16 protein-coding genes are annotated in these 23,192 nt (G+C 70.8%); 8 read left to right on the top strand and 8 right to left on the bottom strand.

From position 1 onward, the window contains the following. Positions 1-121: 121 nt before the first annotated feature. Complete coding sequence (locus ACIPPS_RS20575) at positions 122-2,197, bottom strand: PhoX family protein (protein WP_401433914.1); 2,076 nt, start codon at positions 2,195-2,197, stop codon at positions 122-124. A 308-nt stretch (positions 2,198-2,505) separates the two neighbouring features. Next, entirely contained in the window at positions 2,506-2,940 is a 435-nt protein-coding gene (locus ACIPPS_RS20570) for a hypothetical protein (protein ID WP_401433911.1), read from the bottom strand. Here ACIPPS_RS20570 and ACIPPS_RS20565 point away from each other — a divergent pair. Then, a complete protein-coding gene (locus ACIPPS_RS20565) occupies positions 2,921-4,750 on the top strand; it encodes a VWA domain-containing protein (protein WP_401433908.1) in 1,830 nt (609 codons plus the stop codon). The two genes, ACIPPS_RS20570 and ACIPPS_RS20565, sit on opposite strands and share 20 nt — an antisense overlap. Here ACIPPS_RS20565 and ACIPPS_RS20560 read toward each other — a convergent pair. Continuing rightward, positions 4,717-5,892 carry a sensor histidine kinase gene (locus tag ACIPPS_RS20560; RefSeq protein ID WP_401434645.1) on the bottom strand — a complete coding sequence of 392 codons (1,176 nt, stop codon included), beginning with the start codon at positions 5,890-5,892 and terminating at the stop codon, positions 4,717-4,719. The two genes, ACIPPS_RS20565 and ACIPPS_RS20560, sit on opposite strands and share 34 nt — an antisense overlap. A 53-nt stretch (positions 5,893-5,945) precedes the next feature. Continuing rightward, positions 5,946-6,599, bottom strand: a complete 654-nt coding sequence (locus ACIPPS_RS20555) for a response regulator transcription factor (protein WP_401433905.1) — start codon at positions 6,597-6,599, stop codon at positions 5,946-5,948. Between the two features lie 155 nt (positions 6,600-6,754). Here ACIPPS_RS20555 and metG point away from each other — a divergent pair, with 155 nt between their 5' ends. The 5 genes from metG to ACIPPS_RS20530 all read left to right on the top strand — a co-directional run bounded on the left by metG (position 6,755) and on the right by ACIPPS_RS20530 (position 14,862). Next, on the top strand, positions 6,755-8,362 hold the full coding sequence (gene metG, locus ACIPPS_RS20550) for a methionine--tRNA ligase (protein WP_401433902.1): 1,608 nt from the start codon (positions 6,755-6,757) through the stop codon (positions 8,360-8,362). Positions 8,363-8,529: 167 nt separating this feature from the next. Then, entirely contained in the window at positions 8,530-9,027 is a 498-nt protein-coding gene (locus ACIPPS_RS20545) for an SseB family protein (protein ID WP_401433899.1), read from the top strand. After that, positions 9,024-9,671: a hypothetical protein gene (locus ACIPPS_RS20540; protein ID WP_401433896.1), complete on the top strand. Its 648-nt coding sequence runs from the start codon at positions 9,024-9,026 to the stop codon at positions 9,669-9,671. Before ACIPPS_RS20545 ends, ACIPPS_RS20540 begins: the two co-directional genes overlap by 4 nt. Continuing rightward, positions 9,671-14,380, top strand: coding sequence for a putative T7SS-secreted protein (locus ACIPPS_RS20535; RefSeq protein ID WP_401433893.1), 4,710 nt, complete (start codon positions 9,671-9,673; stop codon positions 14,378-14,380). The genes ACIPPS_RS20540 and ACIPPS_RS20535 overlap by 1 nt, the downstream gene beginning before the upstream one ends. Beyond that, a complete protein-coding gene (locus ACIPPS_RS20530) occupies positions 14,368-14,862 on the top strand; it encodes a barstar family protein (protein ID WP_401433890.1) in 495 nt (164 codons plus the stop codon). The genes ACIPPS_RS20535 and ACIPPS_RS20530 overlap by 13 nt, the downstream gene beginning before the upstream one ends. Positions 14,863-14,952: 90 nt before the next feature. On the opposite strand, the gene aspS is transcribed toward ACIPPS_RS20530, so the two are convergent. Beyond that, complete coding sequence (aspS, locus tag ACIPPS_RS20525; RefSeq protein ID WP_401433887.1) at positions 14,953-16,770, bottom strand: aspartate--tRNA ligase; 1,818 nt, start codon at positions 16,768-16,770, stop codon at positions 14,953-14,955. Between the two features lie 159 nt (positions 16,771-16,929). Between aspS and ACIPPS_RS20520 the strand changes: the two genes are divergently transcribed. Together ACIPPS_RS20520 and ACIPPS_RS20515 are read left to right on the top strand one after the other, a co-directional pair. Beyond that, positions 16,930-19,197, top strand: coding sequence for a SpoIIE family protein phosphatase (locus ACIPPS_RS20520; RefSeq protein ID WP_401433884.1), 2,268 nt, complete (start codon positions 16,930-16,932; stop codon positions 19,195-19,197). A 215-nt stretch (positions 19,198-19,412) separates the two neighbouring features. Further along, positions 19,413-20,231, top strand: coding sequence for an MBL fold metallo-hydrolase (locus ACIPPS_RS20515; RefSeq protein WP_401433881.1), 819 nt, complete (start codon positions 19,413-19,415; stop codon positions 20,229-20,231). A gap of 26 nt (positions 20,232-20,257) precedes the next feature. Here the strand turns inward: ACIPPS_RS20515 and ACIPPS_RS20510 are convergent, their stop codons facing one another. From ACIPPS_RS20510 to ACIPPS_RS20500, 3 genes are all read right to left on the bottom strand, one after another. Then, positions 20,258-21,325, bottom strand: coding sequence for an AI-2E family transporter (locus tag ACIPPS_RS20510; protein WP_401433878.1), 1,068 nt, complete (start codon positions 21,323-21,325; stop codon positions 20,258-20,260). A gap of 159 nt (positions 21,326-21,484) precedes the next feature. After that, positions 21,485-22,447 (bottom strand): pirin family protein, encoded by a 963-nt coding sequence (locus ACIPPS_RS20505; RefSeq protein WP_401433875.1) that lies wholly within the window; start codon positions 22,445-22,447, stop codon positions 21,485-21,487. Between the two features lie 114 nt (positions 22,448-22,561). Beyond that, positions 22,562-23,074 (bottom strand): SseB family protein, encoded by a 513-nt coding sequence (locus ACIPPS_RS20500; RefSeq protein ID WP_401433872.1) that lies wholly within the window; start codon positions 23,072-23,074, stop codon positions 22,562-22,564. Positions 23,075-23,192 lie beyond the last annotated feature (118 nt).

Below are 23,192 nucleotides of genomic sequence, written 5' to 3'. Positions count from 1 at the left end.
GGGGGGGCGGGGGGGGGGGGGGGGGGGCGGCCCCCGGGGGGGGGGGGGGGGGGGGGGGGGGGGGGGGGGGGGGGGGGGGGGGGGGGCCCCCCCCCCCCCCCCCCACGGCTCACCCGGCGGTTCAGACGCCGATGTCGCGACCGTCGCGGCGCCAGACGGAGACGACCGCCGGACGGACGATCTTGCCGGGTCCGTCGGGCCACTCCGACTTCGGGTTCTCGACGGAGGCGCCGTCGAGCTCGCCCGGGTGCTGGACCGCGACGATGACACGACGGTCCTGGATGATCGGCCCGCAGGTCTCCGCGCCCTTGGGGACGGTCAGGAACTGCTTGAGCTCACCGCGCCGCTCGCCCTGCGTGGCGACACCGAACAGGCCGTCGTGCGAGCCGAGCTGGGCACCGTCGGTGGAGATCCACAGGTTGCCGTGCGGGTCGAAGGCGACGTTGTCCGGGCAGGAGATCGGGGAGACCCGCTCCTTGGGGAAGCCGGCGAAGTACGTGGCCGGGTCCTTCGGGTCGCCGGCGACGAGGAAGAGGCGCCAGGCGAAGCCGTCGCCCGCCGCGTCGTCGAAGTTCTCGGCGAGCTCCAGGATCTGGCCGTGCTTGTTCAGGTTCCGCGGGTTGGCCTCGGTCGCGCCCTCCTTGCCGGGCTTGCCGCGGTCGGTGTTGTTGGTGAGCGCGATGTAGACGCGGCCGGTGCGCGGGGACGGCTCGACGTCCTCAGGGCGGTCCATCTTGGTGGCGCCGACCTTGTCACCGGCGAGGCGGGTGAAGACGTACACCTCCTCGGCGGTCATGCCCTCGACGTGCGAGACGTCGCCGGTGGCCAGCGGGATCCAGACGCCGGAGCCGTCGAACTCGCCGTCGGCCGGGTGCGTGCCGGTGCCGTCGATCTGGGCGGCGGGGCTGTCGCCGGTCAGCTTGGCGACGTACAGGGTGCCCTCGTCGAGCAGGGTGAGGTTGTGCTCGCGGGCGGCCCGCGAGGAGCCCTTCATCATCCGCTTCGAGGAGACGAACTTGTAGAAGTAGTCGAAGCGCTCGTCGTCGCCCATGTAGACGACGGGGCGGCCGTCCTCGGTGAGGCGGGGCTGCGCGGCCTCGTGCTTGAAGCGGCCGAGCGCGGTGCGCTTCCTCGGGGTCGACTCGGGGTCGTACGGGTCGAGCTCGACGACCCAGCCCTGGCGGTGGACCTCGTTGGGCTCCTGCGCGAGGTCGAAGCGCCTGTCGAACCGCTCCCACTTGCGCTCGGAGGCGCCGGTGCCGACGCCGTAGCGCTTGTCGGTGGCGGTGGAGCCGTTGGCGAAGTACTGGTTGAAGTTCTCCTCGCCGTGCAGCGTGGTGCCCCAGGGGGTGGTGCCGCCGGCGCAGTTGTTGAGCGTGCCGAGGACCTTGCGGCCGGTCGGGTCGGCGGAGGTCTTCAGGAGCGCGGAGCCGGCGGCGGGGCCGGTCAGCTCGAACTCGCTGGTGGTGTGGAGGCGGCGGTTGAGCGTGTGCCGGGTGACGGGGGTGAGCTTGCCGGAGCGGCGCTCCTCCTGGACCACGACGACGGAGAGACCGTGCGCGGCCCAGGCGATCTCGACCTGCTCGCGGGTCGGGTCGGCGGCGTCGTACCCCTTGAACATCAGGATCTCGTCGGTGTACTCGTGGTTGGCGACCAGGAGCTGACGGTCCCGCTCCCCGGGGAGGGGGAGGAGGCTCAGGAAGTCGTTGTTGTAGCCGAACTGACCGGCCTGCGCGGCGGCGGTCTGCTTGGCGGCGTCGAAGGCCGGCGCGCCGCGGAGGATGGGCTCGCCCCAGCGGATGACGACGTTCTGGTCGTAGCCGGTGGGGACGGTGACCTTGTCGGCGGTGTTGGGCGCGACGGGCGTGAAGCGCAGGCCACGGGCGCCGTCGGGGCGGAAGACGCCCTTGGAGACGGCGGAGGCGGCATCGGTGCCCGGCGCGGAGGCGGCGACGGCGGGCGTGCTGCCGGAGCCGACGACGGCGCTGCCGGCTGCGGTGGCGACGGTCACGACGGCGGCGGCGCGCATCATGGAACGGCGGGAGAGGGCGCCGGCTATGACGTCGCCGACGTACTCGTTGTCGCTGGTGTTGGGCACCTCGTGGAAGCAGGCGTCACCACAACGGAACCGGCAGGTGAGGGCGGAACGGCCGCCTCCGTGCGGGTTGGTGCTCAGCAGCGGCAGCAGTTTGCGCACTTGATCCTCCTCCGGCGCGGAACCGCGCCGCCCCTTGGTCCCGACATGGTGTCGGGAATTGGTCCGGCGGTGACGTTATGTGCACACCTCTGCACGGGGGAGGCGCGGAAGTGAACGCCGAATGAATGGGCAGGAACGGGGGGAGCGGCGAGGCCGTTTCGGCCTGTCCTGAAGGGCGGGGTCGGGGCGGTTTCACGACGCGCGGAGGGTCGATAACGGGCCACCGAGGGCGACACACCGGAGGCCGCTAACCTTACGTGTCCGCCCTGGCCAGGGATGATTCCTCCCAGTACGGACATTCACCGCACTCAACTCATGCGAAAGGCCTCGCCCATGGGCATTCGGAGCTTGCTGCGCAAGGTGTTCGGACGCGACCGTGCGGAACAGCACGCTGATTCCCCGGCAACCTCCGTCCCGTCCCAGGCGGCGCCCTCGTCGGCGCGGGAGGACGTGACGAGCACGTCGGGTGCGGTGTCGGGCGGTACGGCGTCCTCGGCGACGGTGGCCTCTGCGGGGTCGTCGACGACTTCAGGCCCCTCGACGACGACCTCTGCGGGTACGTCGACGGCTTCAGGCCCCTCGACGACGGCCTCTGCGGGTACGTCGACGGCTTCAGGCCCCTCGACGACGACCTCTGCGGGTACGTCGACGACCTCGGGCTCGTCGGCACCCGCACCGACGGCAGCGGAACGGGACGCGGCCCAGCGCGCGGCGGACGACCTGGTGGCAGCCGCCTTCGACAACCCGAAGGTCCCGGCGGCCAGGACGGCGACGTCGTCGACGTCGCCGTCGGCTGCGGCGTCGGCTGCGGCGTCACGGGCAACGGCGGCTGACGAGCGCGGGGTTGACGCGGGCGAGGCGTCCGGGACGGCGGGGACGCAGCCGAAGGCGGCGCCGGCTGAGGCGGCGGGGGCCGCTGAGGCTGAGGCGTCGGCTGAGGGCGCGGAGGCGGTTGCCACGGAGGCGGCTGAGGCGAAGGCGGCTGAGGCGAAGGCGGAGCCGGAGACGGCTGCCGCCGAGCCGAAGACTGGTACGGCGGAGCCGGAGACGGCTGCCGCCGAGCCGAAGACTGGTACGGCGGAGCCGGTCAACGCGGAGCCGGTCAACGCGGAGCCGGTCAACGCGGAGCCGGTCAACGCGGAGGCGGTTGAGGCGGAGGCCGAGGTTTCGGCACCGGAGACCGAAGCCGCCGAGGCGGAGCCGAAGGCTGCCGTGGCGAAGGCGGACGCTGCTGCGGCGGAGCCGGTCACCGCAGAGGCGGCTGGCGCGGAGGCGGTTACCGCCGAGTCCGAGCCGGAGGCGGCTGAGGCGAAGTCGACGGACGTCGCGGAGGCGGCGCCTGAGGCCGAGGCCGAGACGGCAGGCACCGTGGAGGCCGCCGTGGCTGCCGAAGCGGAGCCGGGTACGGCCACGGCGGAGCCCGAGACCGACGTCGCGGCCGTGGCCGAGACGTCCGACGCGGACGAGGCTGTCGCCGAGCCCTCGGCCGCCGTGGACGCCCCTGAGCCGGAGGCCACCGAGGTGGCCGAGGCGGGCGACAGCACCGAGGCCGACACCACGCCCGAGCCGGTCGCGGCGAAGCCGAAGCCCCGGACCAGGAAGCCGAAGGCCGGCGCCGCCGTTGCGGGCGAGCCCAAGTCCGCCACTCCGGAGGCCCCGGCGGCCGAGGCCGACCAGCAGGCCGACGCCGTCGACGCGCCGGTGGACGAGGCCACCAAGGCTCCGGTCCCGACGGCCCCGACGGCCCCGACGGCAGAGGCGACCGTGGACGTCGCTGAGGAGCCCGAGCCCGTCGCGGCGAAGGCCGAGCCGCAGGCCACCGCTCCCGAGCCCGTCGCGGCGAAGGCCGAGCCGCAGGCCGACGCCGAGCCCGAGGCCCCCGCCCCGAAGCCCACCACCACCACCCTCACCTCCCCCCCGACCCTCACCGACGCCCCCCAGCTCACCGACGCGTACGTCGCCGCCGGAGAGGTGCTCGAGGAGCGGGGGCTCGTCGGGGCGCGGGTCTCCGTGTACCTCGTGGTGGACCGGTCCGGGTCCATGCGCGGGTACTTCAAGGACGGGTCCGTGCAGCGGCTCGCCGAGCAGACCGTGGCGCTCGCCGCCCACCTCACCGAGGACGCGACCGTCACCGCCGTCTTCTTCTCCACCGACATCGACGGCACCGCCGAACTCCGCCCCGCCGGCATCGACGGCCGCATCGACGAGATCAACGCGGGCCTCGGCCGCCTCGGCCGTACGAACTACCACCGTGCCGTCGAAGAGGTCCTCGCCCACCACGAGAAGGCCGACCCCACCCGCCCCGCCCTCGTCGTCTTCCAGACCGACGGCGCTCCCGAGTCGAAGACGGCCGCCACGCAGGCGCTCGCCGAGGCCGCCGAGCGCCCGATCCACTGGCAGTTCGTCGCGTGGGGCGAGGAGGACAACAAGGCCTTCGACTACCTCCGTAAGCTCACCGCCCCCCGTACCGGCCACTACCTCGCCGGCCCGGCCCCCGCCGAGACCGCCCACGCCGACTTCTACCGCGGGCTGCTCTCCACCTGGGAGGCCTGACCGGGACCGACGGCGGGTCTGGTGGTGACGGCGACCGGCAACGTCACCGTCACCACCAGGCCCCCGCCCTCCCCCACCGCCCGCGCCACCGCGCCCACGGTCCCCCCGTGCGCCGCCGCGATCGACCGCACGATCGACAGGCCGAGCCCCGCCCCCGGCCCCATCCGGTCGCGCCCCTCGCCCCGCCGGAAGGGCTCGAAGAGGCCCGCCACGTCGGCGGCCGCGATCACCGGCCCGGTGTTGGCGACGGTCAGCACACCACCGTCCACGCGGACGTCCACCGATCCGTCCGGCACGTTGTAGGCGACGCCGTTCGCGACGAGGTTCCGTACGAGCTGCCCGAGCAGCACCCGGTTCCCGAGCACGACGCCCCCGCCACCAGGGGCGCACTCCACCCCGTACGTCTCGCACTCCTCCGCGACCACCGCCCCCAGCTCCACGTCCTCCCGGGCCTCAAGACCCCGCTCGCTCCTGGCCAGCATCAGCAGCCCGTCGATGAGGCGCTCGCTGCGCCGGTTGCTGTCCAGGAGCACCTGCTTGACCTCGGTCGAGTCGTCGAGACCGATCTGGATCGCGGCGCGCTGCGTGGCGAGCGGGGTCCGCAGCTCGTGCGAGGCGTTCGCGATGAACCGCCGCTGGCTGTCGAAGGCCGCCTCCAGCCGCCCGAGCAGCGCGTCGATCGTGTCGCCGAGCTCCTTCAGCTCGTCGTCCGGCCCGCTCGCCGCCACGCGCTCGTGCAGGTTCCGCTCCGAGAGCCGACGGGCCCGTGCGGTCATCTCGTGCACCGGCCGCAGCACGCGCCCCGCCGTCCACCACCCCACCGCGACGGCGCAGAACGCCATGACGACGAGCGCCAGGCACGACCACATGAGCATCTGCTCGCCGGCGGCCCGGCTGACGTCGTCGCTCAGCCGGTAGGCGGTGACCGTCTCGAACGGCGCCACCGCCCGCACCCGCGCCGCGATCTGCGCCGCCTCGCCCTCGGTACCCGCCCGGGAGAGCAGGTTCACCACCGTCAGTAGGCACCCGCCGAGGACGACGAAGACACCCCCGTAGACGAGCGCGATCCGGGTCCGGATGGTCGACCCGGCCCCGAGCAGTCCCGTACCCGCACCCGCTCCCCTACCCGTACGGGCACCCATTCCCGTACCCGCACCGGCCCCCGCGCCCGTACCCGTACGCGGGCCTCCGCCGCTCACAGCGCGTACCCCACTCCCTGCACCGTCCTGATCAGCCCCGGCTCGCCGAGCTTCCCGCGCAGCTTGCTCATACAGACCCGCACCGCGCCCGTGAACGGGTCGGTGTGCGCGTCCCAGGCCCGCTCCAGGAGCTCCTCGGCGGAGACCGTCGCCCCGTCCGCCTCCAGCAGGATCTGGAGGACGGAGAACTCCTTCGGCGACAGGTCCAGGGCCCGGCCGTCCCGTGTCACCTCACGCCGTACGGTGTCCATCTCGACGTCCGCCCGCGCGAGCCTCGGCGGTACGGGCCGGGCGCTGCGCCGCCGCAGCGCGCGCACGCGGGACACCAGCTCGGGGAACTCGAAGGGCTTGCCCAGATAGTCGTCGGCGCCGAGATCGAGGCCCTCGACGCGGTCCTCGGTGGAGGCGGAGGCGGTCAGCATCAGGATCCGGGTGCGGGCGGAACGGGCGACGAGCGCGCGGGCCACGTCGTCGCCGTGGATGCGGGGCAGGTCGCGGTCGAGGACGACGACGTCGTAGTCGTGCAGGCCCAGGTAGGCGAGGGCGGCGTCGCCGGTGTAGACGGTGTCGACGGCGAAGCCCGCCCGTCGCAGGCCGGTGGCGAGGAGCTCCGCGAGGACCTCCTCGTCCTCGGCGACAAGTACGCGCATGATCTCTTCCTCGCTGCTGGGCACGGCTCTTTCTACGCCGCTCAACGTTTCGCGGACGTCTCCGCGCTCCCGCACCGGGCCGCCGCCCGCCGTCCGCCGTCCGCCCCCGCATATCGATGTGAGTGGATCTTGAAGTGGCCGTTAGGATTTCGACCATGGCGGCCACTGGATCCGAGAAGCAGGGGGCGAAGGCGTTCTACGTCTCGACCCCCATCTACTACGTCAACGACGCTCCTCACCTGGGCCACGCCTACACGACCGTCGCAGGCGACGTGCTCACGCGCTGGCACCGTCAGCGCGGCGAGAAGGTGTGGTACCTCACCGGCACGGACGAGCACGGTCAGAAGATCATGCGCACGGCCGAGGCGAACAACGTCACGCCCCAGGCCTGGTGCGACAAGCTCGTCGAGGAGGCCTGGAAGCCCCTCTGGGAGCACCTGAACATCGCGAACGACGACTTCATCCGTACGACGGAGAAGCGGCACACGGATCGCGTCCAGGAGTTCGTGCAGGACCTGTACGACAAGGACGAGATCTACAAGGGCGGGTACGAAGGTCCGTACTGCGTGGGCTGTGAGGAGTACAAGCTCCCGGGCGATCTCATCGAGGCCGAGGATGGCACGAAGCTGTGCCCGATCCACAAGAAGCCGGTGGAGATCCTCAAGGAGGAGAACTACTTCTTCAAGCTGAGTGAGTACGGTCCGAAGCTGCTGGAGTTCTACGAGGCGAACCCGGGCTTCATCCAGCCGGAGTCGGCGCGCAACGAGGTCGTGAACTTCGTCAAGCAGGGCCTTCAGGACCTGTCGATCTCGCGCTCGACGTTCGACTGGGGCGTCCCGGTGCCGTGGGACGAGAAGCACGTCATCTACGTGTGGGTCGACGCGCTGCTGAACTACGCGACGGCGGTCGGCTACAACGAGAACCCGGAGAAGTTCGCGGAGACCTTCCCGGCCAACGTGCACCTGGTCGGCAAGGACATCCTGCGCTTCCACGCGGTGATCTGGCCGGCGATGCTGATGGCGCAGGGTCTGCCGGTGCCGGGCAAGGTGGCGGCGAACGGCTGGCTGATGGTCGGCGGCGAGAAGATGTCGAAGTCGAACCTGACCGGCATCAAGCCGCAGGACCTGACCTCGCACTTCGGTGTGGACGCGTACCGCTGGTACTTCCTGCGCGCGATCGCCTTCGGCAGCGACGGCTCGTTCTCGTGGGAGGACTTCACCGCCCGCTACACGAGCGAGCTGGCGAACGACTACGGCAACCTGGCGTCGCGTGTCGCGGCGATGGTCGGCAAGTACTTCGACGGCGCCCTGCCGGCGGCGACGGCCGACGGCGAGGCGGAGACGGCGGTCCACGAGGGCCTGGCGAAGGCCGTCGCGCTCGCGGACGCGAAGATCGGCGAGGAGCTGGACTTCCAGGGCGGCATCCTGGCGATCTTCGACTTCGTGAAGCAGGTCAACGGCTACATCACGGAGCAGGAGCCGTGGAAGGTCGCCAAGGACGAGTCGGAGGCGGGCCGCGCCCGTCTGGCGACGATCCTCTACACGGCGGCCGAGTCCCTCCGGGGCGTCGCGGTCCTGCTGAACGCGATCATGCCGGAGACCTCGCAGGCCCTGTGGGACTCGCTGGGCGCCGAGGCGTCCCTGGGCGCGCTGGCCGCGCAGCCGGTCCAGTCGGCCGGCGAGTGGGGCCAGCTCCCGACGGGCGCGACGGTGACGAAGGGCGCGGTCCTCTTCCCCCGCCTGGAGGACCCGAAGAAGGCCTGACACCACCCCGCACCACCTGTGGCCGCCGCCCCCGCACCGCCGGGCCGGCGGCCACAGCCGTACCCGCCCCCGCGCCGGGCCGGACGGCGCACGGGACCCACGGGACATGGCCGGTATCGACTCTTTGTTCGTTGCTCGTGGAAACGCTCGCATGGCAGCATGCGTGAGTGACGGAGAACGGGGACGACCTACCGAAGCCTCAACGGGTTTCGAGACTCACCGAATTGGCCGATGCGCCGCGCCCGACCCCCGCCCCCGCGCCGGGCCGGACCCGGTCGGCCACGGAGCAGAGCGAGGAACGCGCCTCGGCGCGCCGCGACTTTGCGCGGTTGCTCGGCGAATTCCGGCGTACGGCGGTACTGGTGCCGTTCGACGGCTCCGGAAGCCTGTGGACCTCGGACTTCAACGGGGTCCGGTGGATCTGCGCGTTCTCGGACGAGGAGGCGCTGGCGCGGTTCGCGGCGGCACGGGGTGAGGCCGGGCGGGAGTGGACGTACCGGACGGTGCTGGGCGCACGGTTGCTGGATGTGATGGTGCCGATGCTGCCCGGGCCGGGCGGGGTCGCGCTGGACGCGGGCAGTGCGGACGGGACGGTCTTTCCGCCGGTGGCGGGGATCGTCCCGGATGAGGTGGCGGTGGATCTCGGGGGAACGGGGACGCGATGAGTGGGAGTGAGCCTGAGCTCGCGGCGCCGGCGGCCGCGCTGGCGGAGATCGCGAAGGGCATCGATCTGGCCCATTCCGAGCTGAAGGACCTCGGGATGATCGGTCAGGCGTCGACGGGGCGCGGGTTCTCCGACCTGGCCCTGTCGGGGCTCGAGTTGGGGCACGGCGGGCTGACGGCGCAGTTCGAGTCGTTCTGCGACCGGTGGGAGTGGGGCGTTCGCGCACTGACCGCGCGCGGAAACGGTTTTGCGCAGGGAGTGGGCCTGTCGGCGGGTTCGTTCGCGGAGCAGGAGCAGTACGTCAAGGACTCGTTCAAGATCGGGGTGAACTCGCTCAACGGCAATCCGCATCTGTCCGAGGACGAGGTCAAGCAGATGAGCTGGGACACCGTCCGTGACCAGCACATGTGGGACGACGCGGACTGGAGCGGCGAGTCGTTCACCGAGGCGCACGGCGAGGTCGAGCAGACCTGGAGGAACACCGCGTACGACGTCGAGGACTCGATGCTCGACTCGATGGAGCGCTCGGGTGTGCTGGACCCGAAGCTGCGTGACGGCATGGACAAGGAGCTCAAGGAGGCGCTCGATCCCGATCAGGCCACCATCGACCAGGCCGAGCAGCCGCGGTGGGGGGAGAGCCGCTGATGGTGAACTGGGACCTGGGCGATCTGGTCGACAAGGGGATAGACAAGGTCGGCGACGGCGTCGACAAGGGCAAGGAACTCGTCGGTGAGGGCGTCGACTACGTCACGGACAAGGCCGGCGAAGGCCTTGACCGGGTCGGTGCGCACGACTGGGCGGACGCGGTCGAGGACTGGGGCGACGAAACGGCCTCGTCTCTCGGTGCGGAGGTCGGGGAGCAGCAGCTCGGGCAGACCGAGGAAGCGAACGAGCTGATCCACGGCAAGCCGGAGAAGATCGCCGCCGCGGTGCAGAACCTGCGGGACTTCCATCGAGCGTTCGACCTCGTCGGCGGCGGGATGAAGAAGCTCGACTCCGCCCACTGGAAGGGCGAGGCGGCGAACGCCTTCCGGGAGAAGTTCCAGACGCTGCCGACCGACTGGCTGCATGCCGCTGACGCGATGGAGGACGCGGCCACGGCACTGGAGACGTACTCCAAGGCCGTCGTGAGCGCGCAGGGCAAGGCGCGTGAGGCGATCGCGCTGTACAAGGAGGGCGACAAGGACTCCAGGACGGCCGTCGACGCGTACAACAAGAAGGTCGACGCCTACAACGCGGCCCGCACCGGGGACAGCCCGCTGCCCCACCCGGGGAAGTTCTCCGACCCCGGTGGGGCCAAGCGGCAGCAGGCGCGGGAGATCCTCGACGACGCCCGTCGGGCCCGGAACGAGGCGGGCGAGACCGCCAAGGCCGCGGTGCGGGCCGCTCTGGCCCACGCGCCCAAGGAGCCGACGGGCCGCGAGCGGGCCAAGCTCGAACTGATGGACTACGGCGTGGGCCAGGGCATCGAGCTGGCCCACTTCGGCGGTGGCGTCGTCAAGGGCACGGCGGGCCTGGTCAACTTCGTCCGCTCGGTCAACCCGACCGACCCGTACAACCTGACCCACCCGGCGGAGTACTACAAGGGCGTCAACATGACGCTCGCCGGCCTGGTGTCCACGGTCGCGAACCCGGACCGGGCGCTGAAGAACGCCTGGGACGCGGCGAAGGGAGACCCGTCGGAGTTCATCGGCCGCCTGCTCCCCGAGGTGCTCGGCACGAAGGGCGGCGGGGTCGTCAAGGGCGGTCTGCGTGCCGGCCTGGACACGGCCAAGCGCCCGCCAGGAGGCAAGCTCCGCTCGGACGGGGACAAGCCGGGCGGAAGCCGCGCGGACCACGAGAAGGACCCGTCCACCAGCGGCAAGACGTGTGGCGACACGGCGTGCAAGAACGACCCGATCGACATCGCGACGGGCCGGATGCTGCTGCCCCAGACGGACATCGCCCTGCCCGGCTCACTCCCGCTCGTCTTCCGACGCACCTTCGACTCCTCGCGCCGCTCGGGACGCTGGTTCGGCCCGGCGTGGTCGTCAACGGTCGACCAGCGGCTGGAGATCGACTCCCAGGGCGTGGTCTTCAGCTGTGACGAAGGCAGCCTGCTCGCCTACCCGCACCCCGCCCCCGGCGTCCCCGTCATGCCCACGCACGGCCGGCAGTGGCCCCTGGACCGGATCGGCGACGGCTACACGATCACCGACCCCGGCACGGGCAAGGTCTGGCACTTCGTCGACCACAGCGCCGAACTCGCCCTCCTGGCCCAGATCGACGACCGCAACGGCCGCTGGATCGCCTTCGAGCACGACGAGGCGGGCGCCCCGACGTCGATCGTCCACCACGGCGGCTACCACCTGAAGCTCACCACGAGCGAAGGCCGGGTGACCGCCCTCCACCTGGCCGGGGCGGCGGCGGACGGATCCGACCAGGAGATCCTGCGCTACGGCTACACCGACGGCCACCTGACCGCCGTCACCAACTCCTCCGGCCGCCCGCTGCGCTTCGGCTGCGACGAGCACGGCCGGATCACCTCGTGGACCGACACCAACGGCAGTCACTACGCCTACGTCTACGACGACCAGGACCGCTGTACCTACCAAGCCGGCGGCAACGGACACCTCGAAGCGACGTTCACCTGGGTCGACACCGACCCGACGACCGGGCTCCGCCTGACCACCCTCACCAACGGCATGGGCCACACCGAACGTCATCTGATCAACGACCGCGCACAGGTCGTCGCCGAGATCGACGCGACGGGCGCGGTCACCCGCTCCACGTACGACCGTCACCACCGCCTGCTGTCCCGCACGGATCCGCTGGGCCACACCAGCCGCGCCACCTATGACGAGCACGGCCACATGACGGCCCTGGAACGCCCGGACGGCCGACAGACGCGGGCCGAGTACAACGAACTCGGGCTCCCGACACGCATCGTCGGCACCGACGGCAACGTCACGCGCCAGACCTTCGACGAGCGCGGCAACCGCACGTCGGTGACGGAGCCGTCCGGAGCGACCACTCACTTCTCGTACGACGAGATCGGCAACATCACGGCCGTGACAGACGCGCTCGGGCACACCACGACGGTTGTCAGCAACAGCGCCGGTCTCTCTTTGGCCGTGACGGATCCGTTGGGGGCGACCACGCGCTGCGCACGCGACGCCTTCGGCCGCCCCGTGTCGATCAGCGACCCCCTCGGTACCGTCACGCGCCTGGAGTGGACGGTCGAGGGAAAGCTCGCTCGACGCGTCGAGGGGGACGGCAGCGAGCAGTCATGGGCCTATGACGGCGAAGGCAACTGTGTCCGCCACGTCGACGCCATGGGCGGCGCCACTACCTTCGAGTACACGGACTTCGACCTGCTGACTGCCCGGACCGGGCCGGACGGGGCCCGCTACGAGTTCCACCACGACGCACGCCTCAACCTCGTTCACGTCACCAACCCCCAGGGGCTGACCTGGGACTATGTGTACGACCCGGTAGGCCGGGTGACCTCGGAAACCGACTTCGACAACCGGACACTGACGTACGGAAGAGACTCGGCGGGTCGGCTCGTCTCCCGGACGAACACGCTCGGGCAGACCATCCACTACGAGCGGGACGAGCTGGGCCGGGTCGTCCGCAAAGTCGCGGCGGGGGCGGAGACGACATTCGCGTACGACTTCGCCGACCACCTCGCGGAAGCGGTCAGCTCCGACTCCACCACCACTCGCCTCCGCGATCGCTACGGCCGCCTCGCCTCCGAGACCGTCAACGGCCGAACGGTGTCGTACTCGTACGACGAGCTCAGCCGTCGTACCGGCCGAACGACCCCGACCGGCGCGGTGAGCACCTGGACGTACGACGCGGCGGGACGACGGCGCTCGCTCACCACGTCAGACCTGTCCCTCATATTCGAACACGACGCCGCCGGCCAAGAGACCGCTCGCCGCATGGGCGACGCGGTGACCCTGGCGTCCCAGTACGACCCCTTGGGCCGCCTCACCACCCAAGAGGTCGTCGGTTCGGGCGGCAGCATCCAACGTCGCGACTACACCTACCGCGCCGACGGCAACCTCATCCGCCTGGACGACCAGCTCGCAGGCGGGAAGACGTTCGAGCTGGACGCGGTCGGCAGGGTCACGGCCGTCCGTGCCGCGGAGTGGACGGAGCGCTACGCATACGACGAGGCGGGCAACCAGACAGACGCTTCCTGGCCTGCGCCTCACCCCGGCCAGGAGGCCGTCGGCCCGCGTACCTATGTCGGCACGACCATCGCCCGGGCGGGGGACGTCCGATACGAACATGACGCGTTGGGCCGCGTCACACTCCGGCAGAAATCCCGCCTGTCGCGCAAGCCAGATACGTGGCGCTACGAATGGGACGCCGAGGACCGTATGCGCTCGGTGACCACCCCGGACGCGGTGGTCTGGCGCTTCACCTACGACGCTCTCGGCCGCCGCATCTCCAAACAGCGCCTCGCCGCCGACGGCACGACGGTCGTTGAGAACGTCACGTTCACCTGGGACGGCACAACTCTCTGCGAACAGACCGCGGAATCGCCGGACCTGCCCCACCCGCTGGTCCTCACCTGGGACCACAAGGGTCTACACCCCCTGATCCAGAGAGAGCGTCTCCTGGGCCGGGACTCGCCCCAAGAGGTCATGGATTCGCGCTTCTTCGCCATCGTCACGGACCTGGTCGGCGCTCCCACAGAACTAGTGGACGACTCGGGCACGCTGGCCTGGCGCACTCGCACCTCGCTCTGGGGCACCACGACCTGGGCGTCCACGAGCACGGCGTACACGCCGCTCCGTTTCCCAGGCCAGTACTTCGACCCGGAGACGGGCCTCCACTACAACTACTTCCGCCACTACGACCCCGAAACAGCCCGCTATCTCAGCCCTGACCCCCTGGGCCTGTCCCCGGCGCCCAATCCTGCGGCGTATATCGCCAACCCTCACACGTGGGCGGACCCTTGGGGGCTGTCGGGCTGCAAGACCTTCAAGCCAGGGGAGATCCTCGGAGACGTCGGCAAGATCAAGGGGTGGGTGCCGGGATCCATCCCAGCTGAGTCGTGGGAAGTGCTTCGGGACATGGAGAAGTACAACATGGGTTGGTGGGGCGGTCCCGATTTCCACGGCCCGAAGTGGTGGACCGAGCCGTTCGAGAACAGTGGAAAGAACGACGGCTATCGCCTTCCCACGCACGAGCCCTCAGGGGAGCCGATCACCTATCAAGAATATGGAACATATCCGGCAGCGGATAACCCCAAACCAGGCGGCGAACGCTGGGTCTTCGGCAGCGACGGCTCCGCCTACTACACTCCGACCCACTATCAGACGTACATTGTGGGCCAAAGTCCTCGATGGGCAAGGTAATGAGAGAAGAAGCAGAGTCGATTCACCTGTCCCCTTGGATGCACATCATCACGGCGGGCGGTGGCATACCAGTCGACGAGCTCCTGCCCGCATCGGGCAGCACCTATGTGGCACGCCTCGATGGCCGTGAGATGCCCGACGAGACGTCGGCCTTCCAGCATTTTTGGGAAGTGCTGAAGTTCCCCGACTATTTCGGCTGGAACTGGGACGCTTTCTATGACTGCTTGCGCGACCTCCGATGGCTCTCCTCCGATCACCACATCCTGATCATCGAATCCGCCGACAGAGCGCTCGCCGAGGACGACTCGGCCCGCACGGAATTCTTCGAGTCCTTGTGGCGGGCCGGTCAATCGTGGTCCTACACGAAGCGCCCAGAGGGAGCAACGCTCAGTAAACTCTCCGTTGTTCTGTCGTGCGCCGAGGAGTCGACAACCGGCCTTGCGCGGATGCTCGGAGACATTCAGGACCCGCCCGGCGGCTAGCAGGGCAGTAACCGCGCGTCTGTATGCACTACGAAGGGCCCGGAACCGTCGTTTCGGTTCCGGGCCCTTCGGATTCGAGGCGGCGAGCTGCTACCGCGCCGCGTCCGGGTGGACCGCTTCCGTCACCGGGCGGTCGGTCGGGGTCTTCGGCTCGACCGGCTTGCGGAGCTGGAGGTTCAGTTCCTTCAGGCGGGACTCGTCGAGTTCCGTCGGGGCGCCCATCAGGAGGTCCTGGGCGTTGCCGTTCAGCGGGAAGGCGATCGTCTCGCGGATGTTCGGCTCGTCGGCCAGGAGCATCACGATGCGGTCCACGCCCGGGGCGATGCCGCCGTGCGGCGGGGCGCCGTACTCGAAGGCGCGGAGCATGCCCGCGAACTCGTGCTCGACCGTCTCGCGGGAGTAGCCCGCGATCTCGAAGGCCTTGAACATGATCTCGGGCTCGTGGTTCCGGATCGCGCCCGAGGAGAGCTCGATGCCGTTGCAGACGATGTCGTACTGCCAGCCGAGGACGTCCAGCGGGTCCTGGCTCTCCAGGGCCTCCAGGCCGCCCTGCGGCATCGAGAACGGGTTGTGCGAGAAGTCGATCTTGCCGGTCTCCTCGTCCCGCTCGTACATCGGGAAGTCCACGATCCACGCGAAGCGGAAGACGTTCTCCTCGAACTGGCCGGCGCGCTTCGCGGCCTCGACCCGAACCGGGCCCATGATCTTGGAGACCTCGTCGAACTCGCCCGCGCCGAAGAAGATCGCGTGGCCCGGCTCCAGGCCGAGGCGCTCGGTGAGGACCTTGACGTTCTCCTCGGTGAGGAACTTGGCGATCGGGCCGGTCAGCGCGTTGCCTTCGCCGACGCGGACCCAGGCCAGGCCCTTCGCACCCAGCGAGACCGCGAAGTCGCCCAGCGCGTCGAAGAACTTCCGCGGCTGGTCGCCCGTGTTCGGCACCGCGAGCGCCCGCACGTGCTTGCCCGCGAAGGCCTTGAACTCCGACTTCTCGAAGACGTCCGAGATGTCGACGAGCTCGAGGGACGTGCGCAGGTCCGGCTTGTCGTTGCCGTACTTGAGCATCGACTCGCGGAACGGGATCCGCGGGAAGGGCGAGGTCACGGGGCGGCCGCCGCCGAACTCCTCGAAGATCTCCGTCATCAGCCTCTCGATCGGCTGGAAGACGTCCTCCTGCTCGACGAAGCTCATCTCGACGTCGAGCTGGTAGAACTCGCCCGGCGACCGGTCCGCGCGGGCGTCCTCGTCGCGGAAGCACGGCGCGATCTGGAAGTAGCGGTCGAAGCCGGAGATCATCAGCAGCTGCTTGAACTGCTGCGGCGCCTGCGGCAGCGCGTAGAACTTGCCCGGGTTCAGTCGGGACGGGACGACGAAGTCACGGGCGCCCTCGGGAGAGGTCGCGGCGAGGATCGGGGTCGCCATCTCGTTGAAGCCGAGGGCCACCATCTTCGAACGGATGGAGGCGATGACGGCCGAGCGCAGCATGATGTTGCGGTGCATGCGCTCGCGGCGCAGGTCGAGGAAGCGGTACTCGAGCCGCCGCTCCTCGTTCACGCCGTCGTCCGTGTTGACGGTGAAGGGGATCTGCTTGGCCGCGCCGAGGACCTCGACCGTGGCGGCCTCGATCTCGATCTCGCCGGTCGGCAGCTCCGGGTTGACGTTCTCCGCGCCACGCGAGACGACCTTGCCGTCCACCCGGACGACGGTCTCCTTCGTCAGCTTGTCGAGCACCTCGGCCGCGGCGGTGCCGGGCCGGGCGACGAGCTGCGTGATGCCGTAGTGGTCGCGGAGATCGATGAAGAGGATGCCGCCCAGGTCGCGCCGATTGTGCAGCCAGCCGCTCAGCCGGACGTCGGTGCCGACGTCAGAGGCGCGGAGCTCGCCGCAGGTGTGGGACCTGTACCGATGCATCGTCGTTCATCCAGTCTTCGGGATCTACGGGAACCAGGGGGTGTGCGCCGTCGTGACGCGTCGTGACGGCAGACCCGCCCAAGCCTACCGGGCGACCCAAGATCGCATTTCGAATACGCTCGGTGGCGACCTGCTGTCCGATATTCATAAAGTGGGGCAATGCGCACCGAGGACGTCCTGGCCGCGATCGCGACCGGCCTGTGGCGCTGGGACAACGCATCCGGGACCGTCACGCTCGATGCCGAGGCGGCCCGGCTGCTCGGGCTGCCCGCCGAACCGGTCCAGCTCACCGAAGCGGCCGTACGCTCCCGCTTTCATCCCGTCGACTGGAACGAGATCGACGGGGTCGTGAACCTCGCCGTCGCCGAGGGCACCCTCGCCGAGGCCCGGCTGCGGATCATGGACGGCCACGGACGGGTGATCCGTACCGTACGGAGCAGGTCCAAGCCGCTCATCGAGGGCGACGACTACCAGCTCGTCGGCACCCTCCAGGAGGTCGCCGAGCCGCAGCCCGGCACCGCCGCCCGTACGCCCGTCACCGGCGACTGGCGCCGCTCCCGCGAGGCGTTCCTGCTCGACGCCGGCCGGGCGCTCGCCGAGGCCCGTTCGACCGCCGAGGTACTGCGGGTCGCGGCCTCCCTCTCCATGCCGGGGTTCTCGCCCGACGGGCTCGCCGTCTTCGGGGTCGCCGGGGAGCGCCTGACGATCATCGGTCACCACGGCCACAACGTGGGCGACGAGAGCCCCTTCAGCTCGATGTCGGTGGACACCGACTACCCGGCGGCCGAGGTCGTACGGACCGGGCGGGCGATCTATCTGCCGTCGCCGGACGAGTACCTGCGGCGCTTCCCGGTGACCTGGCCCCTGGCGCAACGTTTCGGCAGGCAGTCCTGGGCGTACCTGCCGCTGATCGTCGCGGGCCGCACCATGGGCGCCTGGATGGCCGCCTTCAAGCACCCCGTCCCCTTCACCCCGGACGAGCGCTCCGTCCTCACCACCGTCGCCCGGATGCTGGCCCAGGCGCTCGCCCGCGCCGGTGTCGCCGAGTCCGAGCGCGAGCTGTCGCTGGGCCTCCAGCGCACGATGATGCCCGTCCTCGGCCCCGGCATCCCGGGCCTGCACGTCGCCGCCCGGTACGTGCCGACCGGCGGCGGGCTCCAGGTCGGCGGCGACTGGTACGACATGATCCAGCTGCCGGGGGGCCGGATCGCGCTCGTCATCGGCGACGTCCAGGGCCACGACGTGCGCGCCGCCGGCCTGATGGGCCAGCTGCGGATCGCCCTGCGCGCGTACGCCTCCGAGGGCCACCGGCCCGACGCCGTCCTCTCCCGCGCCTCCCGCTTCCTCTACGGGATCACCAACGGGGACACCCCCGAGAGCCGGCGCCGGGAGGGCGCGGGCGGCGACCGGGGCGCCCCGGACGGCGGACCGCGCTTCGCGACCTGCCTCTACCTGGAGATCGACCCGGTCACCGGCGTCGTGGACATCGCGCGGGCCGGCCACCCCGACCCGGCGGTCCGCATGACCGACGGAACGGTTCTCCTGCGTCCCACGGCCGGCGGGCTGCCCCTCGGCATCGACCCCGACACCGACTACCCCACGACCCGGTTCACCCTGGCGCCCGGCGAGACCCTCATGATGTGCACCGACGGGCTCCTGGAGACCGGCGGCCACGACCTCGACTCCGGCTGGGAGCGCATCCGGTCGCTGCTCGAAGGGCACGACGGCGAGTCCCTGGAGGAGCTCGCCGACAGCCTGGTCGAGGCCGTCCACGGCCCCGGCTCGCACCACACCACCGGCCCGCTCGCCGACCGTCGCGAGGACGACATCGCGGTCCTGCTCCTCTCCCGCCAGGGCCCGACCGCCCGCGAGGCCCCGCGCCGCACGATGATGACCGTCGCGCAGGCGGAGCCCGAGCGGATCGCCGCCGCCCGTCAGCACCTGCGGCAGCTGCTGCACGACTGGTCGGACGAGGACCAGGTCGACTCGGCGGTCCTGATGGTCTCCGAGATGCTCACCAACGTCCTCATCCACACGGACGGCGACGCGCTTCTGATCGCCGAGGTGAACTGCACCGACGGCGCGCGGCGGCTGCGGGTGGAGGTCGCCGACGCCAGCGACGAGCTGCCGCACAAGCGGCACCCGGGGGAGATGGCGTCGTCGGGGCGCGGCCTGGTCCTGATGGAGATGCTGGCGCACGCGTGGGGCGTGGACCCGCAGGGCGAGGGCAAGTCGATCTGGTTCGAGCTGAACGAGCCGCCCCTGGAGCGGGGCGAGCGGGGCGATCCTCCCTTCGAGGGGAACGATCCGCCCTTCGAGGGGGACGGTCGGCCCTTCGAGGGGAACGAACGGAACGGGTCGGGTTTCGAGTGGGACGTCTCCGCGTTCGAGCGGGAGGAGCCGGCGGGGGAGAAGCCCCAGGCGTAGGACGCGGCCGGCCCGGCACCGCGCGCGGGGCGGGTGCCCTCGGACCGGGCTTGCGCCCGGGCGGAGGAGTCGGTACGACGGGCCCGCCGCCCGCGCGCCGGGCGGGTCCTCGCGGAGGAGTCGGTACGACGGGCCCACCGCCCGCGCGCGGGGCGTGCGCCCGCGGAGGAGACTGGTGTCGTACGGCCGCCTCCGGGGGGACCTCGGAGCACCTCATGGACACCCACAAGGTCGGAAGCGACACCACCGTGCTGGCCGACAGCCTCGAAGTACCGGGGATCGGCCACATCCCCGCCAACGCCTACGTCCTCAAGGCCACGGAACCCGTCGTCGTCGACACCGGCCTCTCGGTGGCCGACCGCGACTTCGTCAACGCGCTCGGGTCGGTCGTCGACCCCGCCGACATCCGCTGGATCTGGCTCACGCACCCCGACCGCGACCACACCGGTGGCCTCTTCGACCTGCTGGTCGCCGCCCCGCGGGCGAAGGTCGTGACCACCTTCATCGGCGCCGGGATCATGTCCACCGAGCGCCCGCTGCCGATGGACCGCGTGTACTTCCTCAACCCCGGCCAGTCGATGGACGTCGGGGACCGCGTGCTCGACGCCTTCCGGCCGCCGCTCTTCGACAACCCGGCGACCGTCGGCTTCTACGACGAGAAGACCCGGATCTGCTTCACCTCCGACTGCTTCGGCGGGCCCATGCCGAGCGCCGAACTCGCCGAGAGCGGGCACGCGAACGACCTCAAGCCGGAGGAGCTGCGGCAGGCGCAACTGCTGTGGGCGACCGTGGACAGCCCGTGGGTGCACATCGTGGACGCGGAGAAGTACCGGGCGTCGATCGCCCCGCTGCGGGACATGAACCCGGAGATCGTGCTCAGCACGCATCTGCCGCCCGCCGTGCGGATGACGGGCCTGATGGTGGAGACGATCACCATGGCGCCGGACTCGGACCCGTTCGTGGGCCCGGACCAGGCGGCCCTGGAGCAGATGCTCGCCTCCTTCGAACCGGGCGGCATGCCGGCCGCCACGTGAGCGGGGCGGCCCTGTGAACCCCGCCGCTACCCCGTCTCCGGCGCGGCCGCCTCCTGGTTCCCGTACCGGCCGCGCAGCTCGCCGATCACCCCGAAGGCGGCGGCCGTGACGGGCACGGCGAGCAGCATGCCCAGGATCCCGGCGACGGACGCGCCCGCCGTGATGGCGAGCATGACGAGGGCCGGGTGCATCTGGACGGTACGGCTCTGGATCGCGGGCTGGAGGACGTTGCCCTCGATGACCTGGACGGCGAGGACCACGCCCAGGGCCCAGAGCGCGATGACGAACCCCCGGTCGGCGAGGGCGACGAGCACGGCGACGGCACCGGAGAGGAAGGCGCCGAGGTACGGGATGTACGCCGTGACGAAGACGAGCGCGCCGAGGCCCACGGCCCCGGGGACCCGCAGGATCAGCAGCCCGACGGTGATGAGGACCGCGTCGACGAGGGCGACGAGTGTCGTCCCGCGCATGAACCCCTCGACGGCCTCGAAGGCGCGGCGGCCCATGGCCTCCAGCGTGTCGCCGGTCGAGTGCGGGGCGAGCGCGCGCAGGGCGCCGGCGGCCTTGTCGGAGTCGCGGAGGAAGAAGAAGATCAGGAGCAGGGCGAGGACGGCCATGGCGGCGACCTGACCGACGACGCTGAGCCCGGTGAGCACCCCGGACGCGGCGGTCCCGCCGAACTTCTGGAGCAGCGACTTGGCGTTCTTGGCCAGGTCGTCGATCGACGTCCCGGCGGCGCCCAGGTGCTCGGCGATGTCGAGGGCCGCCTGGCGCAGCGAGGCGATGATCTGGTCGCCGGTCTCGATGAGCGCGACGACCACGATGTAGGCCGCGCCGCCGACGAAGGCGAGGACGGCGAGGACCGTGAGTCCGGCGGCGAGCGACTTCTGCACCTTCATCCGCAGCAGCCGCCGGTAGAGCGGTCCGAGCAGGGCGGTGCCGAGGATCGCGAGCAGGACGGGTGTGACGGCCGTCTGGAACACGACGCACAGCCAGATCCCGACCGCGGCCACCCCGGCGACCAGCAGAAACACGGCACACCAGGCGGCGGTCCGCCGGGCGGCTTCGGGAAGGAGGGGCCTCTGCGTCTGCACCCACTCACCGGACCACGCCCGGCGGCGCGCCGTCCTGCGCTACGAGCCGGACGAGTGACGCCCCGTCAGACCGGGCCCGGGGCGCGAGCGCCGGCGGGGGCCGAGGGGCGAGGGCCGGGGGCCCGAGGGGCCCCGCTGCCCGCTGCCCGCTCCTCGCTCCTACTCGCCCATCCCATGCACCGCCGGGATCGTGCCGAGGCGGCCCGCCTGGAAGTCCTCGAAGGCCTGACGGAGTTCGGCCTGGGTGTTCATGACGAACGGGCCGTAGTGCGCCATCGGTTCGCGGATCGGCCGGCCGCCGAGGACGACGACCTCCAGGTCGGGCGTGTGCCCGTCCTGCGTCTCGTCCGCGCGGACCGTGAGCGCGCCGCCCTTACCGAAGACGGCCGTCTGGCCCATGTGGATCGGCCGGCGCTCGGCGCCGACGGAGCCGCGCCCGGCGAGGACGTAGGCGAGGCCGTTGAAGTCCTCGCGCCACGGCAGCGTCACCTCGGCGCCCGGCCGGACGGTGGCGTGCAGCATCGTGATCGGGGTGTGCGTGATGCCCGGCCCGGCGTGGCCGTCGAGCTCGCCCGCGATGACGCGGATCAGCGCGCCGCCGTCGGGGGAGGTCAGCAGCTGCACCTGGCCGCCGCGGATGTCCTGGTAGCGCGGGGCCATCATCTTGTCCGATGCCGGCAGGTTCACCCACAGCTGGAGGCCGTGGAAGAGGCCGCCGCTGACGACGAGGGACTCCGGCGGGGCCTCGATGTGGAGCAGGCCCGAGCCGGCGGTCATCCACTGGGTGTCGCCGTTGGTGATGGTGCCGCCGCCGCCGTTGGAGTCCTGGTGGTCGAAGACGCCGTCGATGATGTACGTGACCGTCTCGAAGCCGCGGTGGGGGTGCCACGGGGTGCCCTTGGGCTCACCGGGCGCGTACTCCACCTCTCCCATCTGGTCCATCATGATGAACGGGTCGAGGTACTGGTAGTTGACCCCGGCGAACGCACGGCGCACCGGGAAACCCTCGCCCTCGAAGCCGGTCGGGGCCGTGGTCACGGCGAGCACGGGGCGGGAGACGGCGTCGGCCGGGGCGGCGACGCGCGGCAGGGTGAGCGGGTTCTCGACAGTCACAGCGGGCATGGCGGGACCTCCTTGTGCGACCAGTTTAGTTGAACAATGAACTTCCTGCCACTCGGAACGCGGAACGCCCGGGAGGAATTCCTCCCGGGCGTTCTCCCACGTCTCCAGCCTGCGTCAGCCGTACATCCGGCGCATCGCGAAATCGACCATCTGCTCGACGGCCTTCGCGTCGAAGACCATCCGGTGGTCGCCCTCCATGTCGAGGACGAAGCCGTAGCCGGTCGGCAGCAGGTCGATCACCTCGGCGCCGGTGATGACGAAGTACTTCGACTCCTTGCCCGCGTACCGCCGCAGCTCCTTGAGTGACGTGAACATGGGGATGACCGGCTGCTGGGTGTTGTGCAGGGCCAGGAAGCCGGGGTTGTCGCCGCGCGGGCAGTAGACCTTCGAGCTCGCGAAGATCTGCTGGAAGTCCTCGGCGGACAGGGACCCGGTGGTGAAGGCCCGTACGGCGTCGGCGAGCGAGGGCGGCGACGGCTCGGGGTACAGCGGCGCCTGCTGGCCGTACCCGCCCTGCATGCCCCCCTGCATCCCGCCCTGCATGCCGGGCATCCCGCCGGCCATCGGCTGCTGCGGCGGCGGGGCGTACTGCTGCTGGGCGCCCGGATTCTGCTCGTAGCCGTACATGGCGCACAGCCTAGCGAGTGGGCGGAGGCGGCGATTGTCGTCACAGATGGCGGCTGAGGGGTTGCATCTTATTACCGACGGGTAGCATCATCGGAGAGAGCGATTAGCTACTCGCTGG

The organism is Streptomyces sp. NPDC090127, assembly GCF_044746945.1.
Lineage (GTDB): Bacteria > Actinomycetota > Actinomycetes > Streptomycetales > Streptomycetaceae > Streptomyces.
Note: the sequence above shows the minus strand (reverse complement) of the source record. Positions and strands in the feature narration are given on the sequence as shown.

Excerpts from the sequence above, each read along its gene's own strand:
- ACIPPS_RS20555 (WP_401433905.1), bottom strand. The coding sequence starts at position 6,599 with ATGCGCGTACTTGTCGCCGAGGACGAGGAGGTCCTCGCGGAGCTCCTC.
- ACIPPS_RS20500 (WP_401433872.1), bottom strand. The coding sequence starts at position 23,074 with ATGTACGGCTACGAGCAGAATCCGGGCGCCCAGCAGCAGTACGCCCCG.
- ACIPPS_RS20560 (WP_401434645.1), bottom strand. The coding sequence starts at position 5,892 with ATGGGTGCCCGTACGGGTAGGGGAGCGGGTGCGGGTACGGGACTGCTC.
- ACIPPS_RS20505 (WP_401433875.1), bottom strand. The coding sequence starts at position 22,447 with ATGCCCGCTGTGACTGTCGAGAACCCGCTCACCCTGCCGCGCGTCGCC.
- ACIPPS_RS20520 (WP_401433884.1), top strand. The coding sequence starts at position 16,930 with ATGCGCACCGAGGACGTCCTGGCCGCGATCGCGACCGGCCTGTGGCGC.
- ACIPPS_RS20535 (WP_401433893.1), top strand. The coding sequence starts at position 9,671 with ATGGTGAACTGGGACCTGGGCGATCTGGTCGACAAGGGGATAGACAAG.
- ACIPPS_RS20515 (WP_401433881.1), top strand. The coding sequence starts at position 19,413 with ATGGACACCCACAAGGTCGGAAGCGACACCACCGTGCTGGCCGACAGC.
- metG (WP_401433902.1), top strand. The coding sequence starts at position 6,755 with ATGGCGGCCACTGGATCCGAGAAGCAGGGGGCGAAGGCGTTCTACGTC.
- aspS (WP_401433887.1), bottom strand. The coding sequence starts at position 16,770 with ATGCATCGGTACAGGTCCCACACCTGCGGCGAGCTCCGCGCCTCTGAC.
- ACIPPS_RS20540 (WP_401433896.1), top strand. The coding sequence starts at position 9,024 with ATGAGTGGGAGTGAGCCTGAGCTCGCGGCGCCGGCGGCCGCGCTGGCG.
- ACIPPS_RS20530 (WP_401433890.1), top strand. The coding sequence starts at position 14,368 with ATGGGCAAGGTAATGAGAGAAGAAGCAGAGTCGATTCACCTGTCCCCT.